This is a genomic window from Mesobacterium hydrothermale (genome assembly GCF_035818635.1).
GTDB lineage: Bacteria > Pseudomonadota > Alphaproteobacteria > Rhodobacterales > Rhodobacteraceae > Mesobacterium_A > Mesobacterium_A hydrothermale.
In genome coordinates, this window is the sequence record NZ_JAYLLH010000019.1 from 47,169 (window position 1) to 60,827 (window position 13,659).

Genomic DNA, 13,659 nt, shown 5'->3' on the forward strand with positions numbered 1-13,659 from the left:
ACTGCTTACTGCCCTAAGGGACCACTCTGATCAAGAGGGCTCGCGCAGTTTTTGTATACTATCGCACACAAAGTCGCAGCGCACGCGCAGCAAACACTCTTGCTGGCTCTCGCAAAACCTTGATTGGTTATTTCAGAGACGTTTCAGTATCCCATGCAAGGGGACCACAACTGAACAGGATGGATATGCGGCAGCTGCTGAAATGTTGTGCGGTGATTTCGCTGGTACTGGCTGGCTCTGCTCAGGCGGACTCGGATCCGGTGGTGGTCGAACTCTTTACGTCGCAAGGGTGTTCGTCCTGTCCGCCGGCGGATCAGTTGCTGATGGAACTCGGCGACCGCGACGATGTGATTCCGCTGGCGCTGCATATCGACTATTGGGACTATATCGGCTGGAAGGACATCTTCGCCCAACCGATCTTTACCAAGCGGCAAAAGGCCTATGCCCGCTCGGCGGGACGGACGATGATCTATACTCCGCAGATGATCGTCGGTGGCGAAGAAGACATCGTCGGCAATCGCCCGATGGAACTGGCCGACCTGATCGCCAAGCACAAGGCCAACCCGTCGCCCGTGGGGCTGACGATCACGCGGCAGGGTGATGATCTGCACATTGTTGCCAACGCGAAGCAGCCGTTGGGGCCGGTGGACATTCACCTTGTCCGGTATGATCCGCAGCAAACCGTGACGATTAATCGCGGCGAAAACAGCGGTTTGACGACGACCTACACCAATATCGTGACCGACTGGCAGCGGCTTGAGCCGTGGGACGGGCAGGGCACGCTGGACCGTGTCGCCCAGATCAGCGGCGACGCGCCGGTGGTGGTGCTGGTCCAGAAGGCGTCTTACGGGTCCATCCTGGCCGCCGCGCGCCTGCGCTGACGCGCGGGTTTCCAACGGCGGTGAATCCAGAACCATTGTGCCGGGTCGGCGGTGATCCGTGCCTCGAGCCGGCGCGTGGCTTCCGTCATCATCTCGACGGGGTCGCCATGGGGCACAGGGGCCTCGAACACGGCTTCGAAGCTGACACCATCGGGCTGGCGAATGCCAAAGAACGGTACCAGCAACGCGCCGGTTTTCACCGCGATCTCGGCGGCAGAGGTCAGGGTCGGCGCCGGTTGGCCCATGAAGGGGATCGGGACGCCCGCGCTGTCGTAAATGTCGAACAGCAAGACACCCATGCCGCCGTCGCGGATGTGCTTGATCAGCCCCATCGTTCCGCGCCGCCCCTGTTCGAAAACCGGGCCGGACAGCGCGTGCATGTTCTGTGCATAATGGGCGTTGAAGAACGGGTTCGACATCGGCCGGTAAAGCCCGCCGATCTGGTAACCGCGCGCCACAAGCGCCGCGCGCGGTGCTTCGAAATTGCCGTAGTGCCCGGTGACGAACAGAACCGGACGGCCTTCGGCGCGGGCTTTTTCGATCTCGGGCAGGCCCGGACCGCTGACCCTGGCACCGGCCATGCGGTCGCGCAGGCCCAGAACATCGTAGTTCTCGATCATTGTGCGCCCGGCGTTGTCGGCCACGGCATCGGCGATCCGGCGGCGGTCGACTGTCGGCATGTCGGGCCAGACATGGGTCAGGTTCGCCTCGGCCCGTGCGCGATACCCTACCAGCGGCGACAGCACCCGCGCCACCAACCGCCCCATCAGCCATAGCCGCAGCCGCAGAGGCAGGCGCAACAGCAGCCAGATCAGCCCGCGCAGCACCGCGTCGGTCAGGCGGTCGGACAGGCTGCCGGTGACGGGGGCGGAGGATGGAGCGGACAAAGGGGCCTCGGGTCTTGGGTCGGGACCACCAGATAGGCCCTTGGCCACTGCGTGACAAGCGTCGCGTCCGTGCCTGATGGCCCAGAACCGATTGCGGTCAGTCCCGGGCAGGCCTCGGGCAGTCTTCGGCCAGACCCGCGCTTGCCCTAGCCGTCATCCTTGGGCCGGATCAGGGTGATTTCCCCGCTGGCGGCCATGTCCCGGATCGCCGCCACGATGTCTGACATGGCGGTTTCGGCCTGCTGGATGTCGACCTTTCCGCGATCCTCCGCCTCTGTTCGCAGGGTTTCCGCCATGCGTTTCGACATGTTGCGCAAGATGAATTCGACCGCGATCCGATCCTGTTCGGCCTCTGCGCCGGCCAGCGCAGTGACGATCACCCCCTGATCGACGTCGCGGATGATCTTGGGCACATCCAGCGGCTCCAGCCGGTCGGGGATATTGGCAAATGTAAAGATGGCCCGGCGCACGGCATCCGCAAAGGCCTGATCGGTTTGTTCCAGACCTGTCAGCACGTCTTCGCGAGTCAACGAATTGGAATAGTTCAGGATTTCGCCGACCCGATCTACCGGTGTCGTGGTAAAGGCGCGCGGCGGGTCCTCCTCCAACTGGGTTACAAGGCTGGAGCCGATGCGGTTGACCGCCTCCGGTGTCACATTGGCTGTCATCGAAACGGCATAGGCAATTCGGCGGGCCCGGTCGCCAGGCAGGCGGGCCAACAGGTCGGCGGCCTTGGATACGTCAAGCTTGGACATCAAGACCGCCGCCACCTCAATGCTTTCGGCCATGGCAAAGCGCTGCAACCGGTCAAGGTCCAGCGCCGCGATCTGCCCCCATGGGTCCCCATGGCGCGCCGCCCCGGTTTCCTTGCGCAGCCGCCGCGCCATCTGCGGATCCAGCTTGCCTTCCAGCGCGTTCAGCGCCCCAGCGATGCCACCGGGAAAACGCAGCCCGATGGAATCAAGCTCATCGGCAAATTCCTCCATCACGGCGCGCAAGGTTTCCCTGTCGACATAGCGCATGGCACCCAACTGCTGGGTCAGTTCGACCTGCAGCGCCTCCGGCAGCACGGCCAGCGGCACGTCGGCGCCTTCCTGCAACAGGAACTGCACCACGATGGCTGCTTTGGCCTTGCGCGACAGCCCCGCAACCCCGGTCCCGGCCCGCGGCGCAGCCGCGGGGGCAGAAAGCAAACCCATATTCGTTCGTCCCCGAATCCTCTGCCCACCGGGATAGCGCGCGGGGGGTTAACGAATGGTCGACTAAAATGAAAAAGGGCGGCCCCGGGGCCGCCGCTTCAGATGTTCGAGTATGATGCGGCTCAGCCGGTCACGGTCTTGCAGGTGCCGGATTCAGCGTCATAGATTATGCCGTCGGCGCAGCTCATCACGTGGCGCTCGCCGGAGCACTGGGCGAAACCGGCAACCGGTGCCACCGCCAGCGCGGCAATGGCCAGAAGCGTCTTGATCTTCATGCGGGAACCTCCCTTGTTGTCGATGCAAGCAAAGGTAGCACGGAACCCGTCCACGTCAAAACACTGATGCACGGGCATGTCACGGGCAGGTGCCCGCTGCCGGTTTTGCGGGCATCAATCGAGGAAGGCCTTTTCCACCACATAGTGTTTCGGATCGGAATTGGCCCCTTCCTCCAGCCCGTAATCTTCCAGCATGTCCTTGATTTCAAGGTTGAACGCCAGGTTGCCACAGACCATCGCCCGGTCGGTTTCCGGTGTCAGCTCGGGCACACCCAGATCGGCAAACACATCGCCAGACCGCATCAGGTCGGTGATCCGACCCATCTTCGGGCTCTCTTCACGCGTGGTTGTCGGGTAATAGCGCAGCTTCTCGTGAAAGCCCTCTCCGATCAGTTCCGCCAGCATCTCGTCATTGCGGATCTCGTCGATCAGCTCCTTGCCGTATTGCAGTTCGCCCACTTCGCGGCAGGTGTGGGTGATGATGACCTCGTCGTAATCCTCGTAGGTCTGCGGGTCGCGCAGCAGCGACGCAAAGGGCGCAAAACCGGTGCCGGTGGCAAAAAACCAGATTCGTTTGCCCGGCAGCAACGCATCATGCACCAGCGTGCCGACCGGTTTCGGGCGCAGCACGATCTGGTCGCCCGGTTCGATATGCTGCAGCCGACTGGTCAGCGGCCCGTCCTGAACCTTGATCGAATAGAACTCCAATTCCTCGTCCCAACTGGGCGAAGCGATGGAATAGGCGCGCAGCAATGGTTTGACCTTGCCGGTCTTTTCGTCCTCGACCATCAACCCGATCATCACGAATTCGCCCGACCGGAACCGCAGCGTGGCCGGCCGTGTCACCCGGAAGGAAAACAGCCGGTCGGTCCAGTGCTTCACCTGCGTGACGGTTTGGGCGTCGGGGATCACAAGGGTCTTGGGCTTGGCAGAGGCAGCGCTATCGGTCACGGGCGTCTTCTTTCGATCAGTTAGGCCTGTCGCCGGGTTTAGAGCGACATATGATATTCAGCTTTGATTTAAGTCAGGTGGCGCGCGGCATCCAGCCCCGCGACGCAGCATGAGCCGTTTGCGACGTTTTCCCGCCACAGCATCGGTGCTTGCAAGGAATCGGGAAATTGTCCCATACCGCCGGAAGAAACTGCTCCGGACCGGCCCCATGCCCAAGCTTGACGCGCTCGATCTGCGTATCCTTGACCTTTTGCAACACGACGCCAGCCGTTCGCTGGAAGAGATCGCCCGCGCTGCGGGCAGTTCCAAGACCCCGGTCTGGAACCGCATCCGCAAGCTGCGCGAAGCGGGCGTGATCAAGGCCGAGGTCGCGCTGCTCGACGCGGAATCGTTGGGGCTCGAGGCGTGCTTCTTCGTCCTGATCCGCACCAGCGACCACGACGCCGACTGGCAGGCGCGGTTTCTTGAAACCGTGCAAGCCCGCCCCGAGGTGCTCGAGGCGCACCGGCTCGCGGGTGATATCGACTACCTGTTGAAAGTCCGGGTGAAAAACGCCCGCGCCTACGACACGTTCTACCAGGCGCTGATCTCGCAGGTGAACATCCACAACGTGACCGCGCTGCTCTCGATGCAGGAAATCAAGGCCGAAACCGCCCTGCCTCTGTGAACAGCACGGGCTTGTCTCGTCTTTGGTTTTTCAAATACCTCGGGGGTTTGGGGGCAGAGCCCCCAAGCGCGGTGCAGCCGCGCTCCCCCTCCGACCCGCGGCACAGGCGCTGACCCCCGGTCCGCTTCAGACCGCTACCATCAACCGCTCCAACCCGTGGAAATGATAGCTGTCGGCATAGGTCCCCGGCATCACTCGCCGCAATCCGGGGCAGCGCTCGAACAGCACCGGCAGCGCCACCTGCAACTCCAGCCGCGCCAGCGGCGCGCCGACGCAGAAATGCAGCCCGCCGCCGAAACTCGTGTGCGTGGTCAGCGGGCGCTCCGGGTCGAACCTCTCGGCATCTTCCCAGACCCGGCCATCGCGGTTCGCCGAGGCCAGCATCAGGCCGACCTGGTCGCCGCGTCGGAACCGGTGACCGAAGACCTCGACCTCGTCATAGGCGTAGCGGGTGAACATGTGCAGCGGCGGGTCGAAGCGCATGATTTCCTCGGTCACGGCTTCGGCGTTGTCCGGCGTCACCTTCAGCCCCATCGGCAGAAGGGTGTTCAGCCCGTTTCCGATCGTGTGGACGGTCGCCTCGTGGCCGGCGTTCAGCACCAGGATGCAGGTGGTGATCAGCTCCTCGGTCGACAGCTTTTCCCCGCCTTCCTCGGCGGCGATCAGGTGGGTGATCAGGTCATCGCGCGGGGCGCTGCGGCGCGCGTCGATATAGCTGCGGAGGTAGGCAGAAAACTCCGTCGCCGCGCGCGATGCCGCGTCTTCGACCGCGCGATCCCTGCGGGCCTGGTACATCGCCACCATGGCGTTGGACCACGCCAGAAGCTGGTCCGACATCTCCTCGGGCACGCCGAGCAGACGGGCGATCACGATGACCGGCAGCTTCTGCGCAAAGGCGGGCAGCAGTTCGAATTCACACGTCGGGAAATCGTCGATCAACCTGTGGCACAGCGCCTCGATATCGGCACGCATGCTGCCCAGCTTGCGGCTGGTGAAGGCGCGCAGCACAAGCCCGCGCAACCGGGTGTGGCGCGGTGGTTCCAGTTCCAGCATGGAATGCGCCTCGACCGCGTAGAACGGGGCCAGGTGCGCAGGGATCTCGGGCGCCATCTCGGCCGGGACCTCGCGGCCGAACCGCCGGTCCCGCAGCAAGGCGTGCACCGCCGCGTGGCTGACCGCGCAGGGCATGCCATAGTCCTGCCAGAACACAAGATCGCCCGCATCGCGCATCCGCGCATAGGTCGGGTAGGGGGATTGCACGAAGACAGGATCAGTCGGGGATTGGTCAAATCGGATCATGCGCGCCACCCTGTCGCTTCGCTCTGGCCTTGGCAAGCGGCGGCCTGCTAAACCAGACACCATGACGTCACAAAGTTTCAGCCGCTCCGTCATCGTCGCCGCGTTCCTTGCGGCCACCGCGGTCTTGACCGCTGGGGTCTGGATCTATGGCTATCGTCAGGCGTTGGATCAGGTGGTGGCGCGCGGTGAATCCGACCTTGCGCTGGCCTCGGACCGGCTGGTCACGCGGCTGGCGCGATATCGCGAAACCGCCGTCTTGCAGGCACCACATCCGGCCTTGCAGGCGCTGCACCAGGGCGGGGCACGGGCGCCGGCGGATGCGCTGTTGTTGGCGGCCGTTGACAAGATCTCTGCCCTCAGCGCCTATTACGCCGATCATGATGGCCAGGTTCTGGCGAGTTCTGACACCGGCCCGCAGCCTGATCCGCAGAACGCCCCGTGGTTCCAGCGCGCGTTACAGGGCGCGCTGGGGGCCGGGTTCGGCACCGAGCCGGTGGAACTGGGGGGCACCCGCGCCTTTGCTTTCGCCGCGCCGACGTTCGGGGCCGATGGTCGGGTGCAGGGCGCGTTGGTGATCGTGGCCGATGTGGACAAGCTGGAGCGGGAATGGCGCGGCTCGCGTCCGGCGGTGCTGTTCACTGACGGAGCCGGAAAGGTGTTCATTTCAAATCGCTCGGAACTGATCGGGTGGCGTCGGGTTGACGGTGGCATGGCCACCCCCGACGGGCGGGTTGTCGGCATCACCGTGCAGCGCATCGGCGGACACGAGGTCTGGCGCCAGTCGCTGTCCGCCTATGTTCCGCATCTTGCGGTGCATCTGACCCAGCCGCTGCCGGTGGTGGGCATGACCGGCGCGGCATTGGTCGATACCGCGCCGGCGCTTCGGCTGGCTGGGTTGCAGGCAGCGGCGGTGGCCGCGCTTTGTCTGACCTTCGGTGCGCTCTTGTTTCTTGCGATGGAGCGGCGCCGGGCGCTTGCCATGGCCAACCTTGTGCTTGAAGACCGCGTTGCCGTTCGGACCCAGGCGCTGGAAGATGCCAACGCCGCGCTGCGCCGGGAAGTGGCCGAACGGCTGGAGGCCGAGGCCGCCCTGCGCAGGGCGCAGGCCGATCTGGTGCAGGCGGGCAAGCTTTCGGCGCTTGGGCAGATGTCCGCGGGGATCAGTCACGAGCTGAATCAGCCCCTGATGGCGATCCGATCCTTCGCCGAAAACGGCGTTGCGTTTCTGGAACGGGACAAGCCCGACCGTGCCCGGGACAACCTCGCCCGGATTTCCGACATGGCCCGCCGCATGGGCCGTATCATCAAGAACCTGCGCGCCTTTGCCCGCCAGGAAAGCGCCGAGGTGTCGCGGGTCGATCTTGTCGCGATCCTCGACAGCGCGTTGGAACTGACGGAAGCGCGCCTTCAGCAAGCCGAGGTAACGGTTCATTATGATCGGCCAGCAGGTCCCTTCTGGGTGCGCGGCGGCGAGGTGCGCCTGGGACAGGTTTTTGTCAACCTGATCTCGAACGCCGCCGATGCGATGTCGGGCAGCGACACCAAACGGCTGGAAATCGCGGTGCTTTCCGATCGGGGCTTGAAGGTGTCGGTGCGCGACACCGGGCCGGGGATCGAAGCACCGGAAAAGATTTTCGAGCCGTTCTACACTACCAAGGCGGTGGGCAGTGGCGATGGTATGGGGTTGGGATTGTCGATCAGCTATGGCCTTGTGCAAAGTTTCGGTGGCACCATCCGGGGCGACAACGCCCCCGGTGGCGGGGCTATTTTCACGGTCGAACTGGAACCCTGGCTGGACGAAGCCGCGGCATGAGGCAGGGTCTGGTCCCAGGGGCCGCGTTCCGTTCCAGGGACTGAATAGGGAGGGGCGGATGATCCGCAAGGTTCTGTTGGTGGATGACGATCCTGCTGTGCGCGAGGCGTTGGGCCAGACGCTTGAGCTGGCCGAGTTCGAGGCGGTAACCGCCGGGTCGTTTGTCGAAGCCAAGGACCGCATTGCGCCAGGGTTTGACGGGGTCATCGTGTCCGATATCCGGATGCCGGGGCGCGACGGGTTTCATTTGCTGGACTATGCCCGCGAACAGGATGCGGACCTGCCGGTCATCCTGCTGACCGGCGAAGGCGACATTCCGATGGCGGTGCGCGCAATGGCTGCGGGGGCCTTTGACTTCCTTGAAAAACCCTGCGCGCCGGGCGACTTGACGGCGGTGATCGAACGGGCGCTGCGCACGCGGTCGCTGGTGCTGGAAAACCGCCGGCTGAAGGACCAACTGGAAACCGGCGACCCGGCAGCAAGGCTGATCTTCGGCGTGTCCCGCCTGGCCGAGGGGTTGCGATCCCGGGTACGGGTTGCCGCGCAGGCGGGAACCGATACGCTGGTCTCGGGCGCGCCGGGCACCGGCATCCCCAAAGTGGCCGAGGTCATTCACATGTGTTCTGCCCGCGCCAAGCGCCCGCTGGAAAAGCGCGCCGCCGAAGGGCTGACACGCGCCGCCGTGGCCGAGGTGATGGAGGCCGCGCAGGGTGGCACTGTCTTTCTGGATGAAGTCGGACGGTTGTCGACTGACGCCCAGATGGCACTGATCGATGCGCTTGATGCGGGCCAGGCCCGTTTGATCGGGGGCAGTACGCAGGAACTGTCCCGCGCGGTGGAAGAGGGAAGATTGCTGGCGGACCTGTATTATCGGCTGGAGGTGATGCAGGTGCGTATCCCGTCGATTTCCGAACGCCCCGAAGACATCCCCGTGATGTTCCGCCAGTACGTTGCGCAGGCTGCCGAACAGGCTGGTCTTGCCGCGCCCGAAGTGACGCCCGACGTGATTGCAAGGCTGATGGCGCAGGATTGGCCGGGCAATGCCCGCGCGTTGATGAGCGCGGCGATGCGGTTCGTCCTTGGCCTTGGCGACAGTGAAATGCGCGAAGAGGGGCTTGGCCTGGCTGAGCGCATGGCGCAGGTCGAACGCTCGCTTCTGATCGAGGCGTTGCGCAAGACCGGCGGCCAGGCCAGTGCGGCGGCACAGGCGCTGAAGCTGCCGCGCAAGACCTTTTATGACAAGCTGGGGAAATACGGGCTGAAGCCCGAAAGCTTCCGACAGTGAAACGCCTGTTTTTCGGGCGCGTCATGCGGGTGTTACGCAGCGCCGCTACCCACGGGGCATCCACGCCATATCGCGGGGCTTGTCAGTCTTTCTTACCGATATATAGTGGAAAATAGCTGGGGCGGGGTGTCCCGCTCTGGCGCAAGAGAACGCGCAGTCAGGGCGGAGAGAGAGTGCGGAATGGACGGGAATTTCAGAACCACTTTCGTACGTGAGCCGGGGGTGCTGAAGCAACACCCGGCCCTAGTTTTGAATGCCGACTACCGGCCCTTGTCCTATTATCCGTTGTCGCTTTGGCCCTGGCAGGAAGCAGTCAAGGCGGCCTTCCTCGACCGGGTGGATATCGTCGCCGAATATGACGAGGTGGTCAGAAGTCCCAGCATGACCCTTCGGATCCCCAGCGTTGTGGTGTTGCGGGACTACGTGAAACCCAGAAAGCGCGTGGCCTTCACGCGCTTTAATCTTTTTCTGAGGGATGAATTCTGCTGCCAGTATTGCGGATCGCGCGGTGATCTGACCTTTGACCATGTGGTGCCCCGCGCCCGGGGCGGCGTGACCAGTTGGGAAAACGTGGTTGCGGCCTGCGGGCCTTGCAACCTGCGCAAAGGGTCGAAAACCCTGCGCCAGTCGGGCCTGTCGCTGATGAAGCCACCGCGCCAGCCGGGGGCCGAGGAGCTTCGCAATACTGGACGGAAATTCCCACCGAATTACCTGCACGACAGTTGGGTCGACTTCCTCTACTGGGACGCGGAACTGGAGGCGTAGGGCGGCCCGGCCCGGCACACCCCCAAAAGCCAATACCAAAAAAAACGCCGCCCCGACGGGACGGCGTTTCAAATGTCGGTCGTAAGGGTGTCAGCCCTGCGCCGGGCCAGAACCTGCGGGCGCGGCAGGGGCGGCGGGTGCCGCTGATGCTGCGGGCTTCGGAGCAAGCGTGCCGCTGCCACGGGTCGACAGCGGGTCGTCCTGACGCTGCACCGAGCCTTCAAAATGGGCGCCGGATTCGATGGCGATGGTCTTGTGGATGATGTCGCCTTCGACCCGCGCGGTGGCGGTCAGGCGGACCTTCAGGCCGCGCACCCGTCCGACGATGCGGCCGTTGATCACGACGTCATCGGCAACCACTTCCCCCTTGATGGTGGCGCTTTCGCCAATGGTCAGAAGGTGGGCGCGAATATCGCCTTCAACCGTGCCTTCGACCTGGATATCACCGGTGGTCTTGAGGTTGCCGGTGATGTGCAGGTCGCTGGACAGGATCGATGCCGGCGGTTTGGCCTTGGGCGCGGACGGCTTGAAATCGGGGGCCGGGCGGCTGGTGTCCATTGCCGGTTTCGGTGCCGGAGTATCGTCGGCCTTGGGGCCCGGTTCGTTGATTTTGCTTTTAGAAAACATCGTTTGCAGCCTTGATGTAGATCATGGGGTTCACGGGTTTACCGCCGACACGGGTTTCATAGTGCAGATGGGTGCCGGTAGACCGTCCGGTATTCCCCATATCACCGATGCGCTCCCCGCGCGAGACCCTTTGGCCAACCTTCACGCGCAATTTCGACAGGTGGCCGTACCGGGTTTCGATGCCGAACTCGTGCTGGATCTTGATCAGGTTGCCATAACCCGAAGACCAGCCGGCATGGGTGACGACGCCGTCGGCGGTCGCATAGATCGGTGTGCCATGCGGCGCGGCAAAGTCGGTGCCCGCGTGCAGGCGGCCCCAGCGATATCCAAAGCCGGAGGTAAAGCGGAACGGATCCTTGAGCGGAACAGCGAAGGGTGCCTTCTGCGCGGCGATCCGGTAAAGGTTCAGCCGGTCCATGTCGCCCAGGATCTTGTTGGCGCGCAGCGTGTCTTCGGACAACTCGCCCCCCATGGTCGACAGGCTCAGCGGGGTCAGCGGGCCGCCCTGGCCAGAGTAGCCCTTGCGCACCTGCGAAATGATCCGGTCGGGGTCCATGCCCGCGGCTTCGAACATCTTGTCCAGCGGCTTGACCGAAACGGTCATGGCTTCTTCCAACTGGCGGAAAATGCGGTCGTTCTTTTCCTCCATCAGGCGGATCTGCAACTGCATTTCCTCGGCCTGGACGATGGCGTCCTGGGCGTCGGCAACAATCTGGTCGCGTTCGGCAGCGGTGCGCGACAGCGCTTCGGACAGGATGTTCAGGGTGTTGTCGGTCTCGGCGCTGGCCGATGCGGTTAGCGTGCCGCCCTCGGTCATCTGTGATTCCAGCGCGGCCAGCTTCTTGCGGGCATCTTCACGCTGTTTCATCGTGTCACGCAGGGTCGCCTGGATCACCTCGATCCCGGTTTCCATCTCGCGGCGGCGGGTTTCCGAAGCCAGCAGTTCGGATTGCATGACGGAAATCTGCGAAAGCGCGGTGTTGAAACGCTGCTGCGCGGCAACCGCCTCGGCGGCGCGCTGGTCGCGGTCACGTGACAGGTCGTTCAGGCGCATCTGATAAGTCTGCAGATCGCGCTTGGCCTGTTCGCGGAAATTGCCGGCGCCGATACTGTCCATCAGCAGGATGGCGGTCGCCACGATGGCCCAGGCCACCACAACGGCGCTCCCGGCCAGGGCAATGGCCTGGGTCTCGGGCTTGAGGCGGATAAACCGTGTGTCGTTGTCAGATCTGAGGAAGAGTCTGCGTTCTGGAAAATACCGTTCCAACAGCGCATGTGTCTTGATCGCGAGCCGCGTTCTCAAAGTTTCATCCCCTATTCCCGTCCCAACAACGCTGGTGCTCCGTCCCCCAAACTCCGGGCACCTTGGCTATGGTCCTTAACAGACGATCACGAAACCGCAACAATTTTACCGTTCGATCCGACGCGCTTGAGCGGCGCTCTGCCTGAATGGCAAAAATCCGCCGATGATCAGCGGGTTCGCTGGTAGGCTTCATCTTGCGAAACCGCAATATGTTGGGTCCGGCTGCGCGATCGGCTCAGGTCAGCGGCCAATAGAAATCTGGCGGCAGCCCGGCTTCCGCACGCTTTTCCTCGTTGAAGGGCGGCTTCAACCCGCCGTGGAAATACCGACGCACAAGGTCGTGGAACGCGTCTTTCGGGTCGATCTCGTGGCGCCCGCACAGGAAATGGAACCACTTGGATCCATAGGCGACATGGCCAACTTCCTCGCCGTAGATCACTTCCAACGCCTCGACCGCCCGGGTCTCGCCAGCCTTTCGGAAGATCTCGATCATGCCGGGGGTCACATCCAGCCCGCGCGCCTCCAGGACCATGGGCACCACCGCCAGGCGCCCCATGAAGTCGTCCGCCGTATCTTCGGCTGCCCGCCACATGCCGGCATGGGCCGGCAGGGCGCCGTAATGGCTGTCCAGCGCTTCAAGACAATCGCAGATCAGGTTGAAATGCTTGGATTCCTCGCCGGCGGCCTTGACCCAGTCATCGTAGAATCCGACGGGCATCCTGATATCGGCAAAGCGGGCAATGATGTCCCAGTGCAGGTCCACCGCGTTCAATTCGATATGCGCAACCGCATGCAGCAGCGCGATCCGCCCGGCCGGGCTGCCCGGCTTGCGCTTGGGCACGTCGCGCGGGTCGAGCAACGCGGGGCTTTGGGGCCGCGCCGGGCGCAAGGGCGGGTCCGCCTGCCCGATTTCGAGCGGGGTGCCCGCGGCGCGCGCGTCAAACCACGCCTCGACGTGGGCCCGGGATTTCGCCGTCTTGGCACGACCGTCTGCCGTGGTCAGCACATCCACAGCCATTTCGCAAAGTGTCATCATGTGCGTGTTTCAGCAGAAACCTGCCGCGATGCCAATCCCGCATCTGTTGTCTTTGGTTTTTCAAATACCTCGGGGGTGCGGGGGCAGAGCCCCCGTGTGGGCCCGTGCGCGGCAGGGGCGCATCGGCCGGATCAGCGCCGCCGATCCGAAACCGCTCACAACGCGCGCACCGCGTCCAGCACCTCTTCGGCATGCCCCGGCACCTTGACCTTGCGCCATTCGCGCGCGATCCGGCCGTCGCCGTCGATCAGGAACGTCGAACGCTCGATCCCCATGTAAGTCTTGCCATACATGGACTTTTCCTTCCAGACGCCGAATTTCTCGCATACGTCGCCCTGTTCGTCCGACAGCAGCGGCACGGTCAGCGATTTCTTTGCCATGAACTTCTCGTGGCTGGCGATGCTGTCCTTGGAGATGCCAAACAGCTTCGCTCCCAGCGCCTCGAATGCACCCTGCAGTGCGGTGAAGGCCTCGTTTTCCTTGGTACAGCCCGAGGTGTCATCGCGGGGATAGAAAAACAGCACCACCGGCGAAGGTTTGCAGGCGGATAAAGTCACCTCTTCGCCCCCGGTCACGGGCAGTGTAAAGTCGGGCGCAAGTGCGGGCGTGTCGCTCATCTGGTCATTCCTTGGACTGGTCGAGGTTTCCTACATGCCAACAACAATAATGCG

General features: G+C 63.6%; 14 protein-coding genes. 5 read left to right on the forward strand and 9 right to left on the reverse strand.

The genetic code is table 11. The features are described from left to right. Nucleotides 1–179: 179 nt before the first annotated feature. Nucleotides 180–881 carry a DUF1223 domain-containing protein gene (locus VK792_RS13400; RefSeq protein WP_326298022.1) on the forward strand — a complete coding sequence of 234 codons (702 nt, stop codon included), beginning with the start codon at nt 180–182 and terminating at the stop codon, nt 879–881. Here the strand turns inward: VK792_RS13400 and VK792_RS13405 are convergent. The 4 genes from VK792_RS13405 to VK792_RS13420 form a co-directional block, all read right to left on the reverse strand. Further along, on the reverse strand, nt 845–1,768 hold the full coding sequence (locus VK792_RS13405) for a lysophospholipid acyltransferase family protein (RefSeq protein ID WP_326298023.1): 924 nt from the start codon (nt 1,766–1,768) through the stop codon (nt 845–847). The genes VK792_RS13400 and VK792_RS13405 overlap by 37 nt on opposite strands. Nucleotides 1,769–1,914: 146 nt before the next feature. Then, nucleotides 1,915–2,967, reverse strand: a complete 1,053-nt coding sequence (locus tag VK792_RS13410; protein WP_326298024.1) for a flagellar motor switch protein FliG — start codon at nt 2,965–2,967, stop codon at nt 1,915–1,917. 122 nt (nt 2,968–3,089) lie between these two features. Next, nucleotides 3,090–3,242, reverse strand: coding sequence for an adenylosuccinate lyase (locus VK792_RS13415; RefSeq protein WP_326298025.1), 153 nt, complete (start codon nt 3,240–3,242; stop codon nt 3,090–3,092). A gap of 114 nt (nt 3,243–3,356) precedes the next feature. Continuing rightward, nucleotides 3,357–4,193, reverse strand: a complete 837-nt coding sequence (locus VK792_RS13420; protein ID WP_326298026.1) for a ferredoxin--NADP reductase — start codon at nt 4,191–4,193, stop codon at nt 3,357–3,359. A 208-nt stretch (nt 4,194–4,401) separates the two neighbouring features. Between VK792_RS13420 and VK792_RS13425 the strand changes: the two genes are divergently transcribed. Next, nucleotides 4,402–4,860: an Lrp/AsnC family transcriptional regulator gene (locus VK792_RS13425; RefSeq protein WP_326298027.1), complete on the forward strand. Its 459-nt coding sequence runs from the start codon at nt 4,402–4,404 to the stop codon at nt 4,858–4,860. Between the two features lie 126 nt (nt 4,861–4,986). Here VK792_RS13425 and VK792_RS13430 read toward each other — a convergent pair whose 3' ends face one another. Beyond that, a complete protein-coding gene (locus tag VK792_RS13430) occupies nt 4,987–6,159 on the reverse strand; it encodes a cytochrome P450 (protein ID WP_326298028.1) in 1,173 nt (390 codons plus the stop codon). Between the two features lie 61 nt (nt 6,160–6,220). Here VK792_RS13430 and VK792_RS13435 point away from each other — a divergent pair, with 61 nt between their 5' ends. The 3 genes from VK792_RS13435 (at nt 6,221) to VK792_RS13445 (ending at nt 10,022) form a co-directional block, all read left to right on the forward strand. Next, nucleotides 6,221–7,972: a sensor histidine kinase gene (locus VK792_RS13435; protein WP_326298029.1), complete on the forward strand. Its 1,752-nt coding sequence runs from the start codon at nt 6,221–6,223 to the stop codon at nt 7,970–7,972. 58 nt (nt 7,973–8,030) lie between these two features. Next, on the forward strand, nt 8,031–9,257 hold the full coding sequence (locus tag VK792_RS13440; RefSeq protein WP_326298030.1) for a sigma-54-dependent transcriptional regulator: 1,227 nt from the start codon (nt 8,031–8,033) through the stop codon (nt 9,255–9,257). Between the two features lie 180 nt (nt 9,258–9,437). Further along, the gene (locus tag VK792_RS13445; protein WP_326298031.1) at nt 9,438–10,022 is read left to right on the forward strand and encodes an HNH endonuclease; all 585 of its coding nucleotides are present in this window, start codon (nt 9,438–9,440) and stop codon (nt 10,020–10,022) included. A gap of 90 nt (nt 10,023–10,112) precedes the next feature. Here the strand turns inward: VK792_RS13445 and VK792_RS13450 are convergent, their stop codons facing one another. From VK792_RS13450 to VK792_RS13465, 4 genes are all read right to left on the reverse strand, one after another. Continuing rightward, nucleotides 10,113–10,649 carry a bactofilin family protein gene (locus VK792_RS13450; RefSeq protein WP_326298032.1) on the reverse strand — a complete coding sequence of 179 codons (537 nt, stop codon included), beginning with the start codon at nt 10,647–10,649 and terminating at the stop codon, nt 10,113–10,115. Next, complete coding sequence (locus tag VK792_RS13455; RefSeq protein ID WP_326298034.1) at nt 10,639–11,952, reverse strand: M23 family metallopeptidase; 1,314 nt, start codon at nt 11,950–11,952, stop codon at nt 10,639–10,641. The genes VK792_RS13450 and VK792_RS13455 overlap by 11 nt, the downstream gene beginning before the upstream one ends. Nucleotides 11,953–12,187: 235 nt before the next feature. Next, nucleotides 12,188–12,988 carry a ferritin-like domain-containing protein gene (locus VK792_RS13460; RefSeq protein WP_326298035.1) on the reverse strand — a complete coding sequence of 267 codons (801 nt, stop codon included), beginning with the start codon at nt 12,986–12,988 and terminating at the stop codon, nt 12,188–12,190. A gap of 155 nt (nt 12,989–13,143) precedes the next feature. Continuing rightward, on the reverse strand, nt 13,144–13,605 hold the full coding sequence (locus VK792_RS13465; RefSeq protein WP_326298036.1) for a peroxiredoxin: 462 nt from the start codon (nt 13,603–13,605) through the stop codon (nt 13,144–13,146). Between the last annotated feature and the right edge of the window lie 54 nt (nt 13,606–13,659).

What these genes read in the sequence shown, in the direction of transcription:
- VK792_RS13465 (WP_326298036.1), bottom strand. Translation starts at nt 13,605, where the DNA reads ATGAGCGACACGCCCGCACTTGCGCCCGACTTTACACTGCCCGTGACC.
- VK792_RS13415 (WP_326298025.1), bottom strand. Translation starts at nt 3,242, where the DNA reads ATGAAGATCAAGACGCTTCTGGCCATTGCCGCGCTGGCGGTGGCACCG.
- VK792_RS13410 (WP_326298024.1), bottom strand. Translation starts at nt 2,967, where the DNA reads ATGGGTTTGCTTTCTGCCCCCGCGGCTGCGCCGCGGGCCGGGACCGGG.
- VK792_RS13445 (WP_326298031.1), top strand. Translation starts at nt 9,438, where the DNA reads ATGGACGGGAATTTCAGAACCACTTTCGTACGTGAGCCGGGGGTGCTG.
- VK792_RS13460 (WP_326298035.1), bottom strand. Translation starts at nt 12,988, where the DNA reads ATGATGACACTTTGCGAAATGGCTGTGGATGTGCTGACCACGGCAGAC.
- VK792_RS13435 (WP_326298029.1), top strand. Translation starts at nt 6,221, where the DNA reads ATGACGTCACAAAGTTTCAGCCGCTCCGTCATCGTCGCCGCGTTCCTT.
- VK792_RS13425 (WP_326298027.1), top strand. Translation starts at nt 4,402, where the DNA reads ATGCCCAAGCTTGACGCGCTCGATCTGCGTATCCTTGACCTTTTGCAA.
- VK792_RS13400 (WP_326298022.1), top strand. Translation starts at nt 180, where the DNA reads ATGGATATGCGGCAGCTGCTGAAATGTTGTGCGGTGATTTCGCTGGTA.
- VK792_RS13430 (WP_326298028.1), bottom strand. Translation starts at nt 6,159, where the DNA reads ATGATCCGATTTGACCAATCCCCGACTGATCCTGTCTTCGTGCAATCC.
- VK792_RS13440 (WP_326298030.1), top strand. Translation starts at nt 8,031, where the DNA reads ATGATCCGCAAGGTTCTGTTGGTGGATGACGATCCTGCTGTGCGCGAG.
- VK792_RS13450 (WP_326298032.1), bottom strand. Translation starts at nt 10,649, where the DNA reads ATGTTTTCTAAAAGCAAAATCAACGAACCGGGCCCCAAGGCCGACGAT.